This window comes from Streptomyces sp. R-07, from assembly GCF_049913175.1.
GTDB lineage: Bacteria > Actinomycetota > Actinomycetes > Streptomycetales > Streptomycetaceae > Streptomyces.
On the sequence record NZ_CP183978.1, the window covers coordinates 1781790 to 1801954 of the forward strand.

General features: G+C 75.1%; 15 protein-coding genes. 11 read left to right on the plus strand and 4 right to left on the minus strand.

Going from position 1 to position 20165, the window contains the following annotated elements; translation table 11 throughout:
* Window positions 1–52 precede the first annotated feature (52 nt).
* Entirely contained in the window at window positions 53–823 is a 771-nt protein-coding gene (locus tag ACN9M0_RS07990) for an IclR family transcriptional regulator (RefSeq protein ID WP_366042810.1), read from the plus strand.
* 8 nt (window positions 824–831) lie between these two features.
* Here the strand turns inward: ACN9M0_RS07990 and ACN9M0_RS07995 are convergent, their stop codons facing one another.
* On the minus strand, window positions 832–1329 hold the full coding sequence (locus ACN9M0_RS07995; protein ID WP_189802450.1) for a cupin domain-containing protein: 498 nt from the start codon (window positions 1327–1329) through the stop codon (window positions 832–834).
* Window positions 1330–1526: 197 nt separating this feature from the next.
* Here ACN9M0_RS07995 and ACN9M0_RS08000 point away from each other — a divergent pair, with 197 nt between their 5' ends.
* Genes ACN9M0_RS08000 through ACN9M0_RS08010 form a run of 3 tightly spaced genes read left to right on the plus strand, consistent with a single transcriptional unit; the run spans window position 1527 to window position 4410 of the window.
* The gene (locus ACN9M0_RS08000; RefSeq protein ID WP_366042811.1) at window positions 1527–2522 is read left to right on the plus strand and encodes a hypothetical protein; all 996 of its coding nucleotides are present in this window, start codon (window positions 1527–1529) and stop codon (window positions 2520–2522) included.
* Window positions 2519–3754, plus strand: a complete 1236-nt coding sequence (locus ACN9M0_RS08005) for a sensor histidine kinase (RefSeq protein WP_426403352.1) — start codon at window positions 2519–2521, stop codon at window positions 3752–3754. The genes ACN9M0_RS08000 and ACN9M0_RS08005 overlap by 4 nt, the downstream gene beginning before the upstream one ends.
* Before the next feature lie 38 nt (window positions 3755–3792).
* The gene (locus ACN9M0_RS08010) at window positions 3793–4410 is read left to right on the plus strand and encodes a response regulator (protein ID WP_399696589.1); all 618 of its coding nucleotides are present in this window, start codon (window positions 3793–3795) and stop codon (window positions 4408–4410) included.
* 96 nt (window positions 4411–4506) lie between these two features.
* Here the strand turns inward: ACN9M0_RS08010 and ACN9M0_RS08015 are convergent, their stop codons facing one another.
* Window positions 4507–5589 carry a hypothetical protein gene (locus tag ACN9M0_RS08015; protein ID WP_426403353.1) on the minus strand — a complete coding sequence of 361 codons (1083 nt, stop codon included), beginning with the start codon at window positions 5587–5589 and terminating at the stop codon, window positions 4507–4509.
* A gap of 145 nt (window positions 5590–5734) precedes the next feature.
* Between ACN9M0_RS08015 and ACN9M0_RS08020 the strand changes: the two genes are divergently transcribed.
* The 7 genes from ACN9M0_RS08020 to ACN9M0_RS08050 all read left to right on the plus strand — a co-directional run bounded on the left by ACN9M0_RS08020 (window position 5735) and on the right by ACN9M0_RS08050 (window position 17307).
* Window positions 5735–7183 carry a peptidoglycan D,D-transpeptidase FtsI family protein gene (locus tag ACN9M0_RS08020; RefSeq protein ID WP_366042815.1) on the plus strand — a complete coding sequence of 483 codons (1449 nt, stop codon included), beginning with the start codon at window positions 5735–5737 and terminating at the stop codon, window positions 7181–7183.
* Between the two features lie 156 nt (window positions 7184–7339).
* Complete coding sequence (locus ACN9M0_RS08025; protein WP_426405289.1) at window positions 7340–7723, plus strand: hypothetical protein; 384 nt, start codon at window positions 7340–7342, stop codon at window positions 7721–7723.
* A complete protein-coding gene (locus tag ACN9M0_RS08030; protein WP_426403354.1) occupies window positions 7716–9662 on the plus strand; it encodes a HEAT repeat domain-containing protein in 1947 nt (648 codons plus the stop codon). The genes ACN9M0_RS08025 and ACN9M0_RS08030 overlap by 8 nt, the downstream gene beginning before the upstream one ends.
* A 52-nt stretch (window positions 9663–9714) precedes the next feature.
* A complete protein-coding gene (locus ACN9M0_RS08035; protein WP_426403355.1) occupies window positions 9715–10908 on the plus strand; it encodes an MFS transporter in 1194 nt (397 codons plus the stop codon).
* A 99-nt stretch (window positions 10909–11007) separates the two neighbouring features.
* A complete protein-coding gene (locus tag ACN9M0_RS08040; protein WP_366037274.1) occupies window positions 11008–13077 on the plus strand; it encodes a SpoIIE family protein phosphatase in 2070 nt (689 codons plus the stop codon).
* Window positions 13074–15860, plus strand: coding sequence for a SpoIIE family protein phosphatase (locus tag ACN9M0_RS08045; RefSeq protein WP_366037273.1), 2787 nt, complete (start codon window positions 13074–13076; stop codon window positions 15858–15860). Before ACN9M0_RS08040 ends, ACN9M0_RS08045 begins: the two co-directional genes overlap by 4 nt.
* Before the next feature lie 235 nt (window positions 15861–16095).
* Complete coding sequence (locus tag ACN9M0_RS08050; RefSeq protein WP_366037272.1) at window positions 16096–17307, plus strand: amidohydrolase; 1212 nt, start codon at window positions 16096–16098, stop codon at window positions 17305–17307.
* A 42-nt stretch (window positions 17308–17349) separates the two neighbouring features.
* Here ACN9M0_RS08050 and ACN9M0_RS08055 read toward each other — a convergent pair whose 3' ends face one another.
* Entirely contained in the window at window positions 17350–18822 is a 1473-nt protein-coding gene (locus ACN9M0_RS08055) for an APC family permease (RefSeq protein WP_426403356.1), read from the minus strand.
* Entirely contained in the window at window positions 18819–20060 is a 1242-nt protein-coding gene (locus tag ACN9M0_RS08060) for an amidohydrolase (protein ID WP_426403357.1), read from the minus strand. Before ACN9M0_RS08060 ends, ACN9M0_RS08055 begins: the two co-directional genes overlap by 4 nt.
* Between the last annotated feature and the right edge of the window lie 105 nt (window positions 20061–20165).

Sequence of the window (20165 nt, forward strand, 5' to 3'; positions counted from 1 at the left end):
TTCGGCCGGGGTGGCCGGTGGACGGCCGGACAACGGAAAAGGGGCGAGGGCCATGGCGACTGCCGACGCGGGTGGGGCACAGGTGAAGTCCGCGGTGCGGACCGTGGAGCTGCTCGAGTACTTCGCGGGACGCCCCGGGATGCATTCCCTCGCCGCCGTCCAGGAGGCCGTCGGCTATCCCAAGTCCAGCCTGTACATGCTGCTGCGCACCCTGGTCGAGCTGGGCTGGGTGGAGACGGACGCCACGGGCACGCGGTACGGCATCGGGGTGCGGGCGCTGCTCGTCGGCACCTCGTACATCGACGGCGACGAGGTGGTGGCGGCCTCCCGGCCCACCCTCGACCGGCTCTCCGACGACACCACCGAGACCATCCACCTGGCACGGCTCGACGGCACCAACGTCGTCTATCTGGCGACCCGTCAGTCCCAGCACTACCTGCGGCCGTTCACCCGGGTCGGGCGCCGGCTGCCCGCGCACTCGACCTCGCTGGGCAAGGCGCTGCTCGCCACCCACAGCGACGAGCAGGTGCGCAAGCTGCTCCCGGAGACGCTCCCGGCGCTGACCGAGCACACGATCACCGACCGCGAGAAGCTCATCGAGGAGCTGCGCGTCATCCGCGAGCAGGGCTACTCGGTGGACCGCGAGGAGAACACCCTGGGGCTGCGCTGCTTCGGCGTCGCGATCCCCTACCGGACCCCGGCGCGGGACGCGATCAGCTGCTCGGTGCCGGTGGCGCGGCTCACCCCGGCCCACGAGCAGATGATCAAGGACGCGCTGTTCGACGCGCGGGACCGGCTGACGCTGGCGACCCGCCGCCTCTGATCAGCCCGTCACGCCCGGTCAGCGAGGGCCTTCTGCCAGACCGGGCTGTCGACGTAGTGGTTGTCGTACTGCTCCGAGGAGGCCTTGATCTCCTCGAAGCTGGCCTCGCCGCGCATGACGCGGCCGAGGAGCCGCAGGTAGTCGAAGCGGGCCATGCCGGGCGTGAAGACGAAGAGGACGTCGGCCTCGGCGCCGGGCGCCGCCGCGAAGGCGTGCGGGGTGTGCGGCGGGACGAGGAGGAAGTCGCCCTGCTCCAGGACCGTCAGCTCCTCGCCGACCAGGACCTGGAGCGAGCCGCCGAGCACGAAGAACATCTCCGAGGCCTTGGTGTGGAAGTGCGCCGGGGCGCCGACCGCGCCCTTCGCGAACGAGGAGCGGTAGCTGGTGAGCTGACCGCCGGTGGTGTCGGAGTCGGCGAGGAGGGTCATCACGCTGCTCGGGTCGGCCGTGGTCTCGGCGGTGGCGGCGCGGGTGAGGAGCGGGGCGAAGGTCTCGATCTCGTTCATGATCACTACTCTAGAGGCGCATTGACCCGCGCAGGAGGGTCAATCGATCATCAGAATCACGGGTCAATTCCCGTGGTGGCGACGGGCCGATTCCCGTGGCGGCGGATCCGGGGAGGAGGGCTCCTCCCCCGTGCGGCGGAGGCGGTTCACCGCTGAGCAGGAGGTGGCGACCGGGGCCCGCACGGGAGCGTGGAGCCATGACACAGACCGCGTCCCCCCTCACCCCGGCACCCGCCGCCGGCCACCGCGCGAGCGCCGCCCGCCGGGCGCTGCGCGCCCTCGCGATCCTCGCCTGCCTCCCGTACATCTCGCTCAAGGTCGTCTGGGTGGCGGGCGGCAGGCTCGGCATCCCGGCCGGGAGCGTGCTCCTGGAGCACCCGCAGATGATGGTGATCGTCAACGCGGTCTCGGTCGTCGCCGACGTCCTCGTCGTCGTCCTGGCCCTGCTGCTCACCCAGGCCTGGGGCCGCAGGTTCCCCGCCTGGCTGCTCGCCCTCCCCATGTGGGCGGCGACCGGGCTCCTCGCCCCGATCATGACCGGCTACCCCGGACAGCTCGCGGTCGCCCTCGTCACCGGCGACGACAAGGCCGCCGCACCCGCCGAACCCTTCCTGGACGAGTGGGTCTTCGGCGTCGTCTACGGCGGGTTCATCCTCCAGGGCCTCTCCCTCGGCACCCTCTTCGCCCTGTACGCCCGGGACCGCTGGAGCCACCTCTGGCAGGGCCGGCTCGGCGAGCTGTCCGCCCGCACGTCCGGGCCCGGGGCGCGGGCCCTCGCCGTGGCCGGCGCGGTCGTCGCCCTCGTGCCCGCCGCGCTCCACCTGCTGTGGGCCACCGGTGCGACCACGGGCCTGTCCGCCCGGCTGATCGCCGAACGCGACTCCGACGACTACGTCCTGGAGGCCGACCGGTTCGTCTTCGTCGTCGTCGCCGTCGTCCTGACCCTCTTCCTGGTGCTGCGCCGGCCCGCCCGGCTCCGGGTCCGCACCACGCTCGCCCTGGCCTGGACGGCCTCGGGTGCCGTGGGCTGCTGGGGCGCCTACCTGTCGCTCGTCGCGCTGCTGCCGGACCCGGATCCGTCGAAGCACGTCCCCGGGCTCGTACAGCTGTCCTACGCTGGCGACATGATCACCGGGTTCCTCCTCGCCGCGTGCGTGGCACTGTTCCTGCGGCGACGGAGCGCCGAGGCGTGAGACCGGTGCGGGCTCTCTTCGGGCAGCGGGCCAGGCTGCGCTGGCTCCATCTGATCCTGGGCGGCGCGCTGTTCATGCCGTTCTGGCTGGTCGGCACCCTGGTCATGGGGCCGTTCCTCGACGACGGCGGCATGTTCACCGGCGGCCTCGGGGTGCAACTCGGAGCGTACGGGGTGGGACTGCCGCTCGCGGCGGTCGTCGCGCTCTTCCCGCTGGCCCGGCCGATGTCGGTGGCGGCGGCGCGGGCGCTGTGCGGGGTGGACGCCGACCGGTTCGCGGACGGCCCGGCGCGCGGCCGGGAGGCCAGGGGCCGGACGGCCGCCTGGTTCACCCTGCACCTGGGCGCCGGGGCACTGATCAGCGGGGCGACGCTCGCCCTGCCGCCGTTCGCGGTCGCGGTCCTCGCGCTGCCGTTCTCGCCGGGGCTGCGGGCCTCCGAGCTCGGCGAGTTCTGGGGACTCGACCGGAACGGGTGGCTGTGGGCGGCGCTGCCCGCGGGCCTCCTGATGCTGCTCGCGCTCGCCGCCGTCGCCGCCGCCACCGGGGCGCTGCTCGCCCGGCAGGCGCCCCGGCTCCTCGGGCCGAGCCCGGCGGACCGGCTCGCGGCGGCCGAACGGCGCGCCGCCGAGGCCGAGTCCCGCAACCGCCTCGCCCGCGAACTGCACGACTCGGTCGGCCACGCCCTGAGCGCGGTCACCCTCCAGGCGGGCGCGGCCCGCCGGGTCCTGGACGGCGGCGCGGCCGACCTGGAGTTCGTACGGGAGGCGCTGACCGCGATCGAGGAGACCACCCGGCGCACGGTCGGCGAACTGGACTGGGTCCTCGGCCTGCTGAGGAACGACGGAAGACCGGAGCAGGGCCCCGGGCCGGGGCTCGACGCCCTGGACGCCCTTGTGCGGGGCGCCGGGCCGCGTGTGGCGCTGACGGTCGATGGGGCGCTGGGCTCCGTACCGGAGGCGCTGTCCCGGGAGGCGTACCGGATCGTCCAGGAAGGGCTGACGAACGCGGCCCGGCACGCGGGCGGCGCGCCCGTGACCGTACGGCTCGACGCCCGTACCGAGGAGTTGGAGATCACCATGGAGAACCCCCTGCCCGACCGTCCCGCGGTCACCCGGCCCGACGGCGGGCGCGGCCTGCGCGGGATCGCCGAGCGCGCCCGGCTGCTCGGCGGCACCGCCGGGGCGGGCCCGGCGGACGGCGTCTGGCGCCTCGCGGTCAGGATCCCCCGGTGAGCGCCCCGATCAGGGTCGTCCTCGCCGACGACGAGCGGATGGTCCGTACGGCCCTGCGGGTCATCCTGGACGCGGAGGACGGCCTGGAGGTCGTCGGCGAGGCGTCCACCGGCGCCGAGGCGGTGTCGGTGGTGCGGGCGGAGCGGCCGGACGTCGTCCTCATGGACGTGCGGATGCCGGAGATCGACGGGATCCGGGCGACCGAGCAGATCCTCGCCGGGATGGCGGAGCCGCCGCGGATCGTGGTGGTGACGACCTTCGAGAACGACTCGTACGTGTACGACGCACTGCGGGTGGGCGCGGCGGGCTTCCTGCTGAAGCGGGCGGCGGCGGAGGAGCTGGTGAGCGCGGTCCGCCTGGTCGCCCGGAGCGACTCGCTGCTCTACCCGGCGGCGGTACGCGGCCTGGCCGCCGAGCACGCCCGCCGCCGGCCGCCGGTGGCGCCGCCCTGGGCGGGGCGGCTCACCGAGCGGGAGGCGGAGGTGCTGCGCCTGGTGGCGACGGGCCTCACGAACGCCGAGATCGCCGACCGGATGGGCGTCGGCCCCGCCACGGTGAAGACGCATGTGGCGGCGGTCCTGGCGAAACTGGGCGCCCGCGACCGCACCCAGGCGGTGATCCTGGCGTACGAGTCGGGCTTCGTACGGACGGGCTGAGCCGCCTGTCCCCACCCACGACGGCCGAGCCCCCGGGCGCCCGAGGCACGGGCGGGGCCGGGGAGCCGCGGACGCGCGGTCCGGGCGACGCTCGGCTCAGGAGCGCGTCGCGGTCGCGCAGCCGCCTTGGCCCTCGGTGATCGGGGCCGTGCGGTCGTACGGGTCGACCGTCCCGCCGCTCGGGGCGGCGTCCGCGCCTCCCACGCCGAACTCCGGCCGGAAGGATCCGGTCGTGTTGTCGCAGCCGCCGTTCGTCATGTCGGTCTTGTACGACAGGAGGCTGAAGGTCCCCTTCTCGGTGATGACCTTCGCCGGATCGTCCCAGCTCACCACGGTCTCCCGCCGCACGATCACCCGCACGACCTCGTCGCCGCCGCCGGCCGGCGCGACCGGGTAGACGTACGTGACGTCGGCGGTCACCTCCAGGGCGCCGAGCCGCCCCTCGCGGTAGGAGAGGCGGCCGCGGGTCTTCACCACGTCCCCGGCCGGGCGCGCCTGCGCGGGGTCGAAGCGGCTGAAGAGGAGCAGCGGGTCGTGGTCCGCGTCCGGGGTGCGCAGCGAGGTCGTCACGAAGGTCCTGACGTCCTTCTGGTGCGGGTTCATCAGGGCGATCGCCCTCTCCGGGCGGGCGCCGCGCCGGACCGCCGGGTCCAGGTTGGAGGTGGCGAGGAAGTCGCGGGTCCGCGCGAGCGCCCGCTCCACCTCGGCCCTGCTCATCCAGCCGGTCGCCCTCGCGGCGGGCACGGTGATGCCGGCCGTGCCGTCCGCCCAGCGCGCCGCCGGGGAGCCCCGGAAGGGCTCGTCGAGGGTGGCCCGCCCGCCCGGCTCTGCGGGAGGCGCCTGCTCGGGCCTCGCCGACTCCTGCGCGAGGGGCGTCCCGTCCGCGTCACCGCCGGACCAGCCGATGAAGCCGCCCGGGTCCACGGCCACGACCAGCAGGACCAGCGAGGCCACGAGCCCCGCCACGTACCAGCCCTTCCCCCGCCGGGGCCGCGCGGGCGTGTGCGCGCGCCAGGCCGTCGGCTCCGCGGGCCGGTCCCGGAGCCCTCCCGCGACCTCGCGGGCCCGCGCGGACGGCTCCTTCGGCGCGTCGGCCCCGCCCTCGGCGGAGGTCCTCAGGAACTCCGCCCACACCTCGTCCGGCACGGACGAACCGTCCTTCTCTCCACCCGCGGTCACGCCGACTCCTCGCCCCGTACGTCTCCGGCCCCTCCCCAGGGCCCCCTCCTGATGATGATCACACGGCGCCCTGACATGACGGTTCGCTGAGAAACGGGACACATCCGGAACGTCCCCCACCGGTCCGTTCGTCCCCCTCAGTGCGATGAACAAGACGATCAGGCACACGTCGGTCTTCGTCCTGGTCCTGGTGCTCGCCCTCCTCGGGCGGGCCACCTGGGTCCAGGCGTACGAAGGCAAGGCGCTCGCGGACGACTCGAAGAACCGGCGGAAGACCATCGCGCAGTACGCGCAGCCGCTCGGGAACATCGTCGTGGCCGGTTCCCCGGTCACCGGCTCGAAGAGGACGGAGGGATCGGATCTCGCGTACAAGCGCACCTACACGGACGGCGAGCTGTACGCGGCGGTCACCGGCTACAGCTCTCAGGCGTACGGCGCCACCCAGCTGGAGGGCATCTACTCCCATGTCCTCGACGGCACCGACGACCGGCTGAAGAACCCGGTGGACGCCGTCACCCGCAAGCAGCAGCAGCCGGGCACGGTCGTGACCACGATCGACCCGGACGTGCAGAAGGCCGCCTACCGGGCGCTGGGGAGCAAGAAGGGCGCCGCCGTCGCCGTCGACCCGGCGACCGGGCGGATCCTCGCCATGGTCTCCACCCCGTCCTACGACCCGTCGAAGATCTCCGGGACGAACGACGGCGGCGTCTGGAAGGAGCTGACCACCGACGAGGACAAGCCGCTGGTGAACCGCGCGCTCCGGCAGCCGCTCCCGCCCGGGTCCACCTTCAAGCTGGTCGTCGCGGCCGCCGCCCTGGAGGACGGCCTGTACGGCTCCGTGGACACGGCGACGAAGAGCCCCGACCCGTACACCCTGCCGGGCACCCGGACCGTGCTGAAGAACGAGAACGCCTCCGCGCCCTGCGAGAACGCCACGATCCGCACCGCGCTCCAGTACTCCTGCAACAACGTCTTCGCCAAGATGGCCGCCGACCTGGGGCAGGACAAGGTGAAGGCGATGGCGGAGAAGTTCGGCTTCAACGACGCCGAGCTGGACGTCCCGGTCCGCGCCTACGCGAGCGTGTACCCCTCCGGCATGGACAAGGCGCAGACGGCGCTCACCGGCATCGGCCAGTTCGACGTGACGGCCACCCCGCTGCAGATGGCCATGGTGTCGGCGGCGATCGCCGACGACGGTCTGCTGGCCGCCCCGCACATGGTCTCGGAGGTCGTCGACTCCGACGGCGACCCGCTGACCTCGTTCGAGGACGGGGACAGCGAGCGGATCGTGTCCTCCTCGACGGCCGAGCAGCTGCGGAGCGCGATGGTGACCGTGGTGGAGAAGGGCACCGGCACCAACGCGGCCGTGGACGGCGCCGAGGTCGGCGGCAAGACCGGCACGGCGCAGCACGGCGAGAACAACAGCAAGACGCCGTACGCCTGGTTCACCTCCTACGCCAAGGACTCCTCGACCGGGAAGCAGGTCGCCGTCGCGGTCATGATCGAGGACTCGGGCGCGGCCCGCTCCGAGGTCAGCGGCAACGGCCTCGCGGCCCCGGTGGCGCAGAAGATGATGGAAGCGGCGCTGAAGTGACATGAGGCGGGGGCCGACTGGCAGTCGGCCCCCGCCGCACGATATGCAGGGGCACACCCCACGATTCGAATGCGTACTCGGATCGCGGGGTGTGCCCCTGCTCTCGTTCCACGGAGGACCGCCGTGCGTCTGCCCCGTTCCCTGTCCGGCTGGACCATGGCGGTCTTCGGCGTGCTAGCCGCCGCTCTGGGTGTGGTGGGCCTGGTCGCCCCGGACGCCCTGCTCACCGTCATGGGCTTCGAGCCGGTACCCGAGGGCGGGCGCGCGGACGGAGACCACACCCTGGTCTTCCTGACGGCCTCCTCGATGGCCGCGCTCAACATGGGCGTCTACTACGTCCTGGCCGCCCTGGCCGACTGGAAGCCCTTCTTCCGCTGGACGGTCCCCTTCCGTCTCCTCACCTGCGCCGTCTTCACCCTCGCGGTCGCCACCGGCCGCGCCCCGGCCGGCTTCATCGGCGTCGGCCTGTGGGAGGGGCTCGGCGCGGTGGCGACGGGGGCGGCGCTGCGGTACGAGAAGCGGGCGGTCGCGCATGCCTGAGCCGGACGGCGTCGACGACATCGCCTGGGGCGCTCTGGAGCACGCGTACGGGGCGGCCACGGACGTCCCCGGCCGTCTCCGGGCCCTGTACCGGCCGGACGAGGCGGCGGAGGCCGCCGACGAACTCCTCTCGAGCATCCACCACTCGGGCGGCTGCGTGGCCTCCTCCGCCGTGGCGGCCCTTCCGTTCCTCGTCCGGGCCGCCGCCGATCCGGCCGTGACGGTCCGGGCGGACCTCCTGGACCTCGTCGCCTGCCTCGCCTGCTCGGGGAACACCGTCGAACCCCGCTGGGTCGCCCGCGGCTGGGCGGAGGCCTGGGACTCGGCCGTCACGGTTCTCCTCCCCCTTCTCCACGACCCGTCCGCCGAAGTACGACGCGCCGTCACCGAGGTGCTCGGCGAGGCCCGGCCGCGGGCCGCCGAGGTGCTTGCCCGGCTGTGGGCCCGCTGGGAGACGGAGACCGACCCCGCCGTCCGGCACCGGATCGTGGAGGCCGTGGGCGACCTCGCTCCGCACACCGACCGGGAGCGCGAGCAGACCGTCGGACGGCTGCGGGAACTGACCGAGCCGGGGGTCGAACCCGGCGTACGGCTCCGGGCCGTGGAGGCGCTGCGCGCCGCCCTGCCCGGCACGGCCGACCCACGGTACGCGCGCGTGGTCGCCGACGTGCTGGCCGGCGGCGACCTCGGCGGCCGGTCGGTCACGCAGGCGATCCGGCTCCTCGGCGCCGACGCCAGCACCGTCACCGGCCTGCTGGTGAAGCTTCTCGGACACGCGGACGTGACGACCCGGCGCGGCGCCCTGGAGGCGGCCGCCGGGGAGCTGAGCCGGTGGCGCACGGCCGTACCGGCCCTGCTTCCGGCGGTGGCGGCCCTTCTCGGCGACCCGGAACCCGAGAACCGGCTCTTCGCCGCCCGGGTCCTCGGCATGTGCGGGACCGCCGCCCGGCCGTGGGCGGACCGGCTCGCCGCGATGGTCACGGACGAGGGCGAGCCCTATCTACCCGCGCAGGACCACGCCCTGTGGGCGCTCTCCCGGACCGGGGACCCGCGCTGCGCGGAGCCGCTGGCCCGCCGCCTCGCCGGGGAGCGGCTCGGCTTCGCCACGTACTCGGTCCACTCCCAGGGCTGGTGGACGCACGAACTGAGCCTCCACGAGACGCTCGCCCCCCTCGCCACCCACGCCGAGGTACTGCTGCCGCCGCTGCGGGCCGCCCTCGCCGCCGCCGACTGCCTCGACGCCCGGCGCGCCCTCTGCCAGGTCCTGACGGACTGGGGCCCGGCCGCCGGGCCGGCGATTCCCCAGCTGATCGGACTGCTGGAGACCGACGGCGCCGTCTGGGCGCTGGACGCGCTCGCGGCGATCGGCCCGGAGGCCGCGGCGGCCGTGGACCGGGCACGGCTGCGGGCCCTGCTGCGCGTCCGGCCCCCGGGCCAGCCGTTCGCGCCGGCCATGCTGGCCGTCGCGTACGGACGGCTGACGGGTGACCGGGAGCCGGCCCGCAGGCTGCTGCTCCCGGGGCTCGCGGAGCCGTACGGAAGGGACCAGGCCCTGGTCCTGCTGGGCGAGCTCGGCCCGGCGGGCGCCCCGTACGCGGACCGGCTGCGGGAGCTGCTCCACCGGGACGGCACGGGCTGGCTGCCGCTGCGCGCCGGTGAGGCGCTGTGGCGGATCACCGGCCGGGCCGGGGAGGTGGTGCCGGCGCTGGTGGCGGCGATCGAGCCGTACGCGCGCGGAGGCGTCACCCGGGCGGTCACCGAGACGGTCCGGCTGCTCGGCGCGATCGGCCCGGCGGCCGCGTCCGCCGTGCCCGTGCTCCGCGCGTTCCTCGACGCGGACGAGCGGCCGGTGGAGCACGGCAGCTGGCGGTCCGTACCGGAGGACGACGAGCTGTGCGCCGCGGCCCGTGCGGCGCTGATCGCCGTCTCGGGGGTCTGATTAGGGCATCTTCCCGATCCGCGCGACCCGCCTCAGACGGCAGCCTGCGGCCATGCGCTGGTATCTGACAGGTGTCGTCGTGTCCGGATTCGGGACGACGGCGATGTGGCTGGTCTCCGGGATCTGGGTCAAGTCCCTCACGGGCTCCGACAGTCTGGCGGCCCTGGCCGCCTTCGCCCTCTGGGCGCCCGTGCTCCTCGGGCCGCTGCTCGGCACGCTCGCCGACCGGGTGCGGCGCAGGCCGCTCCTGGTCGTCCTGAACCTGGCGATGGCGGGTCTGCTGCCGCTCCTCCTGTGGGTGGAGTCGGCGGACCGGGTGTGGCTGCTCTTCGCGGTCCTCGTGCTGTACGGAGCGCAGGGCGCCGTCCACGAGGCGGCGGAGCAGGCGCTGGTGGCGACCGTGCTCGACGAGGGGCGGCGCGGCGCGTTCAACGGGCTGCGGATGACGGCGAACGAGTCCATGAAGCTGATCGCCCCGCTGGTCGCGGCGGGGCTCTTCGCCCGGTACGGGGGCGGACCCGTCGCCCTCCTGGACGCGGCGAGCTTCGCGGTCGCGGCCGGCGTGTTCGCGCTGATGCCGGTCCGGGAGGCGCGGCCCGCCCGGCCGGAGTCCCGGAACTGGTGGCGCGAGACGGCCGAGGGCGTGCGGCTGCTGCGGGCCTCGCGGGTGCTGCGGCCGCTGGTGGCGACGGGTGCGTTCACGATGCTGCTCGCCGGGGTGAACGGGGCCGCGATCTACGCCGTGGTGGACCGGGGGCTCGGGCACGCGCCCGCGTACGCCGGCGTGCTGTACGCGGTCCAGGGCGTGGGCTCGGTCCTCGCGGGCCTGGTCACGGGCCCGCTGCTCCGCCGGGTCCAGGAGCGGAAGCTCGCCGCCGCCGGTCTCGCGCTGTTCGCGGTGGCGGTGGGGGTGCGGGGAGCGCTGCCGTACGAGGCGACGGCCCTGGCGGCGAGCGCGGTGATCGGCCTGGGGCTGCCGTGGGTCCTGGTCGCGGTGATGACGGCGGTCCAGCGGGAGGCCCCGGCGGAGGCGGTCGGCCGGGTGGCGGCGACCGCGCACACCCTGGTCATGGCCCCGAACGCCCTGGCCATCGCGCTCGGCGCGGGCCTGGTCGCGCTGGGCGACGTGCGGGTGCTGCTGCCGCTGCTCGCGGTGGCGGGGACGGTCTGGGCCCTGGGCCTCGCGACGCGGGGCCCACGCCGAGCGCCCGCACCCACCCTCCCGTGCGGGCCACCGCCCGACTGAGCGGAGCCACCGCTCGCGACGGCGGGTCTCGCGGTGCGGCGGGGCCTGGGGGCGGGGAGCATGGAGGGAGGCGCGCGGGCGCAGTGGGAGGAGGGCAGCGTGACGGCCGGTTCCTTCCCTGGTACGACGGGGCGGGTCGGGGTGCCGCTGGACGGCAAGGGGCTCCTCGACGTGCTCGGGGTCGCGGCCGTCGTCGTCGACGCCCGCGGCCGGATCGTGCTGTGGAGCCCGCAGGCGGAGAACCTCTTCGGGTTCCGCGCCGACGAGGCCCTCGGCCGGTACGTGGCCCGGCTGATCGTCGGCGAGGATCACCGGGAGGAGGCGATGCGCCTCTTCGGCGAGGTGCTGCACGGCGGCACGTCGTCCTGGGCGGGCACCTTCCCCGTACGGCACAAGGACGGCTCCGTCCGGCGGGTGGAGTTCCGCAACATGCGGCTCACCGACGACCTGGGCGACCTGTACGCGCTGGGGATCGCCGCGGACGGCGCAGCGGTCGAGCGGATCGAGACCGAGCTCGCGCTCTCCGACCGGCTCGTCTCCCAGTCGCCGATCGGCCTCGCCGTCCTCGACACCGAGCTGCGCTACGTCCTGGTGAACCCGGCCCTGGAACGGATCAACGGCCTCCCGGCCGCGGAGCACCTCGGCCGGCGGATCGGCGAGATGCTTCCGCAGGTCGACGCCGAGGCCCTGGAGGCGGCGCTGCGGACGGTGCTGGCCACGGGGACGCCCGTGCTCGACCACTCCGTGGCGGGCCGGACCCCGGCGGACGCGGAGCAGGAGCACACCTGGTCCCTCTCCTTCTACCGCCTGGAAGGGTCCGACGGCCGCGTCCAGGGCGTCGCCGCCTCGGTGATCGACGTGACCGCGCGGCACCGGGCGGACGCGGACGCCGACCGGTCCCGGCGGCGGCTCGCGCTCATCGCGGACGCCTCGGCCCGGGTGGGCACCACCCTGGAGGTGGAGCGGACGGCCGACGAGCTGGCCTCGGTCGTGGTGCCGGAGCTCGCGGACATCGCCGCCGTCGACGTCCTCGACTCCGTCCTCGCGCTGCGCAGGCCCGGCGCGCCCGAGGAGGGGCCCGAGCTGTTCCGCGCGCTCGCGGTGAAGGCCGAGGGCCGCACGGAGGCGCTCCCGGCGGCGGACCCGCCCGGGGAGGTCGCGATGTACGGCGCGGACCGGCTCGTCACCCGGTGCGTGCACACGGGTCTGCCGGTCCTGGTGGAGCACGTGGGCCCCGGCGACCTGGCGCGGATCGCGCGGAACCCCGAGGCCGCCGAGCTGCTCGCGCGCGCCGGGGTCCACTCGTACCTGGCGGTGCCGCTGATCGCGCGCGGCGAGGTGCTGGGGGCGCTCGACCTCAAGCGGGACCGCAACACGCTGCCGTTCGACGGGGACGACGTCCTGCTCGCCACGGAGCTGGCGGCCCGCGCGGCCGTCAGCATCGACAACGCGCGCTGGTACCAGAGCGTGCGGAACTCGGCGGTGACGCTCCAGCGCAGTCTGCTGCCCGGGGCTCCCCCGGAGCGGGCGGGCCTGGAGGTCGCCGCCCGCTACCAGCCGGCGCACGCGTCGAGCGAGGTCGGCGGCGACTGGTACGACGTGATCGCGCTGCCCGACGACAAGACGGCGCTCGTCGTCGGGGACGTGATGGGCAGCGGGATCGACGCGGCGGCGACGATGGGCCGACTGCGGACCGCGACCTGCGCGTTCGCGGACCTCGACCTGTCCCCGGCCCAGGTCCTGCGGCATCTGGACCGGATCACGGCGGGCCTGGAGCACTACATCGCGACCTGTCTCTTCGCCGTGCACGACCCGATGCGGCAGCGGTGCCGGATCGCGAACGCGGGCCATCTGCCGCCCGTCCGGGTCCCGGCGGACGGTCCGGCGGAGCTGGTGCGGCTCTCCACGGGGGTGCCGCTCGGGGTCGGCGGCGGGGTCTTCCGGACGGCCCGGGTGCCGTTCCGGCCCGGGGACCTGCTGGTGCTCTACACGGACGGCCTGATCGAGACCCGCCACGAGGCGATCGACGAGCGGCTCGCCCTGCTCGTACGCCTCCTCGACGAGGACCGTGGGCCGCTGGAGGAGACGTGTGACCGGCTCCTGCGGGCGCTGCGACGGCCGGGCGCGCCGGACGACGTGGCGCTCCTGATCGCCAGGAGCACGGGATGACGGGCCGGAAGCATGCCGAGGCGCAAGGGAAGGCGCAGGACGGCAAGCGGGGCAAGGGCCGCGGCACGGGGCTGCGGAGCGTCGCCGGGCAGGTGTTCGCCCTGGAGGCGCTGATCGCGCTCCTGGTGATCGCGGCGGCGGCGTTCGTGACGTTCCACCAGGAGCGGCGGGACACCGAGCGGGACGCCCGGATCCGCTCGCTCGCCGTCGCGGAGGCCTTCGCCCACGCGCCCGGCATCGACGCGGCGCTGATCTCGCCGGATCCGACGGCGGAGCTCCAGAACCGGGCGGAGGCGACCCGGCGGGCCACGGGCGTGGACTTCATCGCGGTCCTGAGCCCGTCCGGGGTGCGGTACACCGACTCGCAGCCGCAGCTGATCGGCCAGAAGGCGACCGGGGACCTCTCGCGGGCGGCGGTGGACGGCGAGTCGTACACGGAACTGTTCCATGGCGCGCCCAACGACGCCGTGCGGGCCGTCGTCCCGGTGGTGGGCGACAAGGGCAAGATCGTCGGCCTGGTCAGCAGCGGCATCGAGGTGGAGAGCATCGCGCACTCGGTGCAGGACCGGCTGCCACTGCTCGTCGGCGCGGCGGGCGGCGCCCTGGCGGCGGCCGTCGGCGGGGCGGCGCTCGTGAGCCGGCGGCTGCGGCGGCAGACGCACGGTCTCGGGCCCGCGGAGATGACCCGGATGAAGGAGCACCACGAGGCGGTGCTGCACGCGGTGCGGGAAGGGGTCCTGATCGTGGGCGCCGACCACCGGCTGCTGCTCGCGAACGACGAGGCGCGCCGGCTGCTCGGTCTCTCGGCGGAGGCGGAGCGGCGGCACGTCTCGGAGCTCGGCCTCGATCCACGGACGGTCGAGCTCCTGGAGTCGGGGCGGGCGGCGACGGACGAGGTGCACCGGGCGGGCGACCGGCTGCTCGCGGTGAGCGTGCGGCCCACTCTGGCGCACGGCTCGGAGTCGGGGTGCGTGATGACGATGCGGGACACCACCGAGCTGGCGGCCGTGACCGGCCGGGCGGCGGTGGCGCGCGGCCGTCTGCAGCTGCTGTACGAGGCGGGGGTGCGGATCGGGACGACGCTGGAGGTCGTGCGGACGGCGGAGGAGCTGGCGGAGGTGGCGGTGCCCCGGTTCGCGGACTTCGCGACGGTGGAACTGCTCGAACCGGTGCTGCGGGGGGAGGAGCCTCCGGTGGCCGCTGCGGCGGCCACGGAGATGCGGCGGACGGCGCTGAGCGGGCTGCGGCCGGACCAGCCGCTGCAGCCGGTCGGTGACACCGTCCGCTTCGACGTGTCCAGCACCCCGATGGCGACGGCCCTGCGCGCGGGGCACGCGGTGGTGGAGCCGGAACTGGCCGCGGCGGAGGGCTGGCGGGAGCAGGATCCGGAGGGGGCGGCGCAGGCCCTGGCGTACGGGATGCACTCGCTGCTCACGGTGCCGCTGCTCGCGCGCGGGGTGGTCCTCGGGATGGCGAACTTCTGGCGCGCGGACACCCCGGAGCCGTTCGGGGAGGAGGACCTGTCGTTCGCGGAGGAGCTGGCGGCGCGGGCGGCGGTCGCGATCGACAACGCGCGCCGGTTCACCCGGGAGCACGCGATGGCGGTGACGCTCCAGCGGAGCCTGCTGCCGCGGGTGCTGCCCGAGCAGAGCGCGGTGGAGGTGGCGTACCGCTATCTGCCGGCGAAGGCCGGGGTCGGCGGCGACTGGTTCGACGTGATCCCGCTGCCCGGGGCGCGGGTGGCGCTCGTGGTGGGGGACGTGGTGGGGCACGGGCTGCACGCGGCGGCGACCATGGGGCGGCTGCGGACGGCGGTGCACAACTTCTCGACCCTGGACGTGCCGCCGGACGAGCTGCTCGGGCATCTCGACGAGCTGACCGGCCGGATCGACGACCGGGAGTCGGAGGGGCCGGACGGCGAGGCGCGGCGGCGGGACGAGGGCATCACCGGCGCGACCTGCCTGTACGCCATCTACGACCCGGCGTCCGGGATCTGCACGGTGGCGAGTGCGGGGCATCCCGGTCCGGCGCTCGTGGCTTCCGACGGGCGGGTCGAGTTCCCCGAGCTGTCCCCGGGGCTGCCGCTGGGTCTCGGTCTGGGCGACGTGCCGTTCGAGTCGACGGAGCTGCGGCTGCCGGAGGGGAGCAAGCTGGTCCTCTTCACCGACGGTCTCCTGGAGGACCGCGGGCGGGACCTGGACACGGGCCTCGGGCTGCTGGGGTCGACGCTCGCCCGGCCGGACCGGAACCCGGAGCAGACGTGCGCGGACGTGCTCGCGACGCTCCTGTCGCCGACGCCGCGCGACGACATCGCGCTGCTGGTGGCGCGGACCCGGCTGCTGGACCGGGAGCGGATCGCCGAGTGGGAGGTGCCGCGGGACCCGTCGGCGGTCTCGCCGGTACGGAACGCGGCGGCGGCGAAGCTGTCGGAGTGGGGGCTGGACGGGCTCGCGTTCACGGCGGAGCTGATCCTGAGCGAACTGATCACGAACGCGGTGCGGTACGGGGCGGACCCGGTGCGCGTACGGCTCCTCCACGACCGGACGCTGATCTGCGAGGTCTCGGACGGCAGCAGCACCTCGCCGCACCTGCGGCACGCGGCGACGACGGACGAGGGCGGGCGCGGGCTCTATCTGGTCGCCCAGTACGCGGAGCGCTGGGGCACGCGGTACGCCCGGCGCGGCAAGACGATCTGGGCGGAGCTGCGGGTGGGCGCGGACGGCGGGGAACCGGCGGCGATGGCCGTACCGGACCTGGACGCGTTGGAGGACCTGGCGTGGTGAACGTTGTGGGCGGTCGCCCCGCCGCCACCCCCGCTGTGGGCATACGTTCCGCCGGGGCGATGGGGGTCCCCCCTGCTCGAGCGGAGCCGAGAGCTTGGGGGAGGGTGGGCACGACGGACGGCGCCCTTGCCGGCGCCAGAGGCTCCCGCGCCTGAACCCGCACCACGGGTACGCCCCACAAAGCTCATGGTATACCAAATGGGCCATCAGCTGACCCGCCCCCGAGGAGCGCCCAGTGACCCCGCCGCCCCCCACCGCCACCGTCTTCCACGACGTCCGCCCCTTCGGGGAACAGGCCCGTGACCTCATCTCCGTGGACGGCCGACTCGCCGCGGAGGTCCCCCCGGGCGCCCAGGTCGAGCGGGTCGACGGGGGCGGGCGCCTCGCACTGCCGACCCTGGTCGACGCGCACATCCACCCCGACAAGACCTCCTGGGGCGAGCCCTGGCACAGCCGCCGGCCCGCGCACGGCATCGCCGAGTACGTCGCCGGTGACGTGGAGCTGGCCCGCGCCCTGCCGACCCCGGTGGCCGAGCGGGCGCTGCGGCTGATGTCGCACGCCGCCGCCCAGGGCACCCGCGCCATGCGCGCCCACGCGGACGTGGCTCCGGCCTACGGGCTCTCCGGGATCGAGGGGGTCGCCGAGGCGGCCGGGAAGCTCGCCGGGATCGTCGACGTGGAGCTGGTCGCCTTCCCGCAGCACGGGGTGGTCCGGACGCCGGGGGTGGCCGAGCTCCTGGCGGAGGCCGCCGCGAGCGGGCTCGTCACCCACATCGGCGGCATCGACCCGGCCGGCTTCGACGCGGGCGGCGGCCATGAGGGCGACGACGGCGACCAGCTCGGGACGGTCTTCGCGCTCGCCGAGAAGCACGGCCTCGGGCTCGACATCCACCTCCACGACCGGGGCGAGCAGGGCCTCGCGCCGCTGCGGGACATCGCCGCCCGCACCCGGGCCCTCGGTCTCCAGGGCCGGGTGAGCGTGGCGCACGCCTTCGCGGTGGCCGGTCTGTCGGGCGGGGAGCTGGACGCGACGGCGGACCTGCTCGCGGAGGCGGGGGTCTCGCTGACCACGGTCGCCCTGTCCGCGACGACGATCCTGCCGTTCCGGCGGCTGGCGGAGCGCGGGGTGACGGTGGGGCTCGGTTCGGACGGGGTCCGGGACAGCTGGAGCCCGTTCGGCGACGCGGACATGCTGCACCGCGCCTGGCTCGCCGCCTGGGCCCTGGACGCGCGGCTCGACGAGGAGCTGGAGGGCTGCTTCCGGCTCGCGGCCGACGGGGGCGCGGAGCTGCTCGGCCTGCCGAAGGCGGACCTGCGGCCGGGCTCCCCCGCCGACTTCATGCTCGTCGACGGCGAGTGCCTGCCGCAGGCGGTGGTGGACCTGCCCCGCCGCGACCTGGTGGTCCGCGCGGGCCGGGTGGTGGCGCGGGACGGCCGCCTGGTCTGAGGCGTACGGGTACGGGCCCTGCGCCCGTACCCGTACCCCGGCTCAGTCCCGCTCGACGTCCACGGTCGTGAGCGAGGCGTACCGCTCCGGGTCCGTGCGCCGGATGCGCAGGGCCACGAGCAGGCCGGCCGCCAGGACCACGGGCAGCGGCACCAGGAGGGCCGTGTTCACGGCGCCGGTGCGGCCGGTGAGCAGGTCGAAGTGGACCACGGCCAGGACGGTGAGCAGCGCGAGTCCGGCACAGGAGAGGAGCGGCGCCCAGACGACCCGGGCGGCGGAGAGGCCCATCCGGTCGCGGCGGAAGTAGGCCCAGACGGCGAGCGCGGCGAGGGCCTGCATGCCCATGATGCCGAGGACGCCGACGCTGTTGGTCCACAGGAAGACCTCGCCGTACGGGTCGGCGGCGAGGAGCGCCCCGGCGGCGACGACGGCCAGGTTGAAGCCGGTCTGGGCGACGACGGCCCCGCCGGGCGAACCGTGCTTCCCGGAGACCGTGCCGAGGCGGCGGGGCAGCAGGCCCTCGCGGCCGAGGGCGTAGAGGTAGCGGGCGCCGGCGTTGTGGAAGGCGAGGGTGGCGGCGAAGGCGCTGACGATGACGAGCCCGTGCATGGCGTCGGCCAGCCAGGGTCCCGCGTACAGCTCGGCGGCCCGGAAGGTGAGTTCGGGTCCGTCGGCCGCGCGGGCGAGCTCCACGGCCTCGTCGGTGCCGAAGGCGCCCATGATCAGCCAGCAGCCGAGGGAGTAGAAGACGGCGAGGAAGCCGATGGCGACGAAGGTGGCCCGGGGCACGGTCTTGCGCGGTTCGCGCACCTCCTCGGCGAAGATCGCGGTGGCCTCGAAGCCGGTGAAGGCGCCGATGACCAGGACGAACATGCCCGCGACGCCGCCGGCGGCGAGGGTGGAGGGGGCGAAGGACGCGGTGTCGAGGGCTGCGGTGCCGCGCTCGCCGAGGATGCCGCCGTCCATGACGACGAGGGAGAGGACCTCCAGGACCAGGGCGATGCCGAGGACCTTGGCGCTGAGCGTCACCTTGAGCCAGCCGAGCACGCCGACGCCGAGGACGCAGAGTCCGGAGAGCAGCCACCACGGCACGTCGGTGCCGGTGGCGTCGCGGACGGATCCGGCGGCGAAGTAGCCGAAGGCGGCGGCGACTCCGGGGGTGACGAGGTTGTACGAGACGACGGCGACGTAGGCGGTGCCGACGCCGAGGGTGCGGCCGAGGCCGCGGGCGACGTAGGCGTAGAAGGCCCCGGCGTTGCGGACGTGCAGGCTCATCGCGGTGAACCCGGCGGCGAAGAGGGCGAGCAGGGCGCCGGAGACGAGGTAGGCGAGCGGGGCGCCGGGGCCGCCGATGCCGATCGCGAAGGGGGCGACGCCGGCGAGGACGGTGAGCGGCGCGGCGGCGGCCACGACGAAGAAGACGAGGTCGAAGGTGCCGATCCGGCCGGCGGCGAGCTTCCCCGCCGCCTCCGGGGCCGTCGGAGCCGTACGGGAAGGGGTGGTGTCGGTGCTCACGCGGTTCCTCCGGCGGACGGGACGAGCGTGGGGTAGGTGGTGTCCTCGAAGGGGCCGACGACCTGTCCCGCGTGCAGCACGAGCAGTCGGCGGGGGTGGGCGGCGACGGCCTCGGGGACGGATCCGGCGGCGACGGCGACGAGGTCGGCGCGGGCGCCGTGGGCGATGCCGTAGTCGCCGAGGCCGAGGGCGGCGGCGGCCTCGTCGGTGACGAGGGAGGCGGCGGCGGACAGTTCGGGGTCGGTCATGAGCCCGGTCCTGAGGCCGATGATCGTGGCGCGTTCGAGCATGTCGGCGGTGCCGTAGGGCCACCAGGTGTCGCGGATGTTGTCGGAGCCGGCGAAGACCCGGACGCCGCGCTCGCGCAGCCGGAGGACGGGCGGCACGGAGCCGCTCGGGCCGTTGGTCATGATCGCGACCCCGGCGGCGGCGAGGGCGGCGGCGGTGCGGTCGAGTTCGGCGTCGTCGACGCCGCCGAGGGCGTAGGCGTGGCTGACGGCGACCTTGCCGCCGAGGCCGAGGGCGGCGGTGCGGGCGGCGATGTCCCGCAGCTGGGCGGTGCCGGTCTCGCCGCCGTCGTGGAGGTGCAGGTCGATGCCCTTGCCGTGGCGTTCGGCGAGGCCGAAGACGGTGTCGAGCTGGCCGGCGGCGTCGCCGTCGAAGCCCACCGGGTCGAGGCCGCCGACGAGGTCGGCGCCGTCGGCGAGGGCGGCGTCGAGGAGGTCGGCGACGCCGGGCGCGGTGACGACCCCGGACTGCGGGAAGGCGACGAGCTGGATGCCGAGCCTGTCGCGGAAGGTCTCGCGGACGCCGAGGAGGGCGTGCAGGTGGTCGAGGCCGGTGTCCGGGTCGACGTCGACGTGGGAGCGGACGTGTCCGGTGCCGAGGGAGACCATCCGGCGGGCGAGGGCGGCGGCCCGTTCGGCGACGGGCACCTCCTCGGTGCGCCGGGAGTCGCGCTCGGCGGCGATCTGCTCGTGCAGGGTGACGGTGGCCCGGTGCGGGCGCCAGGGGGCGCCGAGGAGGGTCTTGTCGAGGTGGGCGTGGCCGTCGACGAGGGCGGGCAGCAGGAGCGCGCCGCCGAGGTGGAGCGCGCCGGGCGGGACGGGGCGGCCCGGGGCGTGCTCCTCGACGGCGCTCACGCGGCCGTCCCGGAGGTGGACGTCGGCGGTGCGGCCGTCGGGGAGGGCGGCCCCGAGGAGGGCGGTGGGCCAGGGCGGGGCGGGGGCCTCGCTCATGGTGTCTCCTTCGCGAGAAGCAGGTACGGGTCGCAGGGGGCGCGCCGGGATCCCCCTGGTGACCGCGGCGCGGCGCAAAGGTAACTGGTATACCGAATACCAGGC

Coding starts and splice junctions, on each gene's coding strand:
- ACN9M0_RS07990 (WP_366042810.1), top strand. CDS start 53: ATGGCGACTGCCGACGCGGGTGGGGCACAGGTGAAGTCCGCGGTGCGG.
- ACN9M0_RS08060 (WP_426403357.1), bottom strand. CDS start 20,060: ATGAGCGAGGCCCCCGCCCCGCCCTGGCCCACCGCCCTCCTCGGGGCC.
- ACN9M0_RS08045 (WP_366037273.1), top strand. CDS start 13,074: ATGACGGGCCGGAAGCATGCCGAGGCGCAAGGGAAGGCGCAGGACGGC.
- ACN9M0_RS08030 (WP_426403354.1), top strand. CDS start 7,716: ATGCCTGAGCCGGACGGCGTCGACGACATCGCCTGGGGCGCTCTGGAG.
- ACN9M0_RS07995 (WP_189802450.1), bottom strand. CDS start 1,329: ATGAACGAGATCGAGACCTTCGCCCCGCTCCTCACCCGCGCCGCCACC.
- ACN9M0_RS08000 (WP_366042811.1), top strand. CDS start 1,527: ATGACACAGACCGCGTCCCCCCTCACCCCGGCACCCGCCGCCGGCCAC.
- ACN9M0_RS08025 (WP_426405289.1), top strand. CDS start 7,340: ATGGCGGTCTTCGGCGTGCTAGCCGCCGCTCTGGGTGTGGTGGGCCTG.
- ACN9M0_RS08035 (WP_426403355.1), top strand. CDS start 9,715: ATGCGCTGGTATCTGACAGGTGTCGTCGTGTCCGGATTCGGGACGACG.
- ACN9M0_RS08010 (WP_399696589.1), top strand. CDS start 3,793: ATGGTCCGTACGGCCCTGCGGGTCATCCTGGACGCGGAGGACGGCCTG.
- ACN9M0_RS08020 (WP_366042815.1), top strand. CDS start 5,735: ATGAACAAGACGATCAGGCACACGTCGGTCTTCGTCCTGGTCCTGGTG.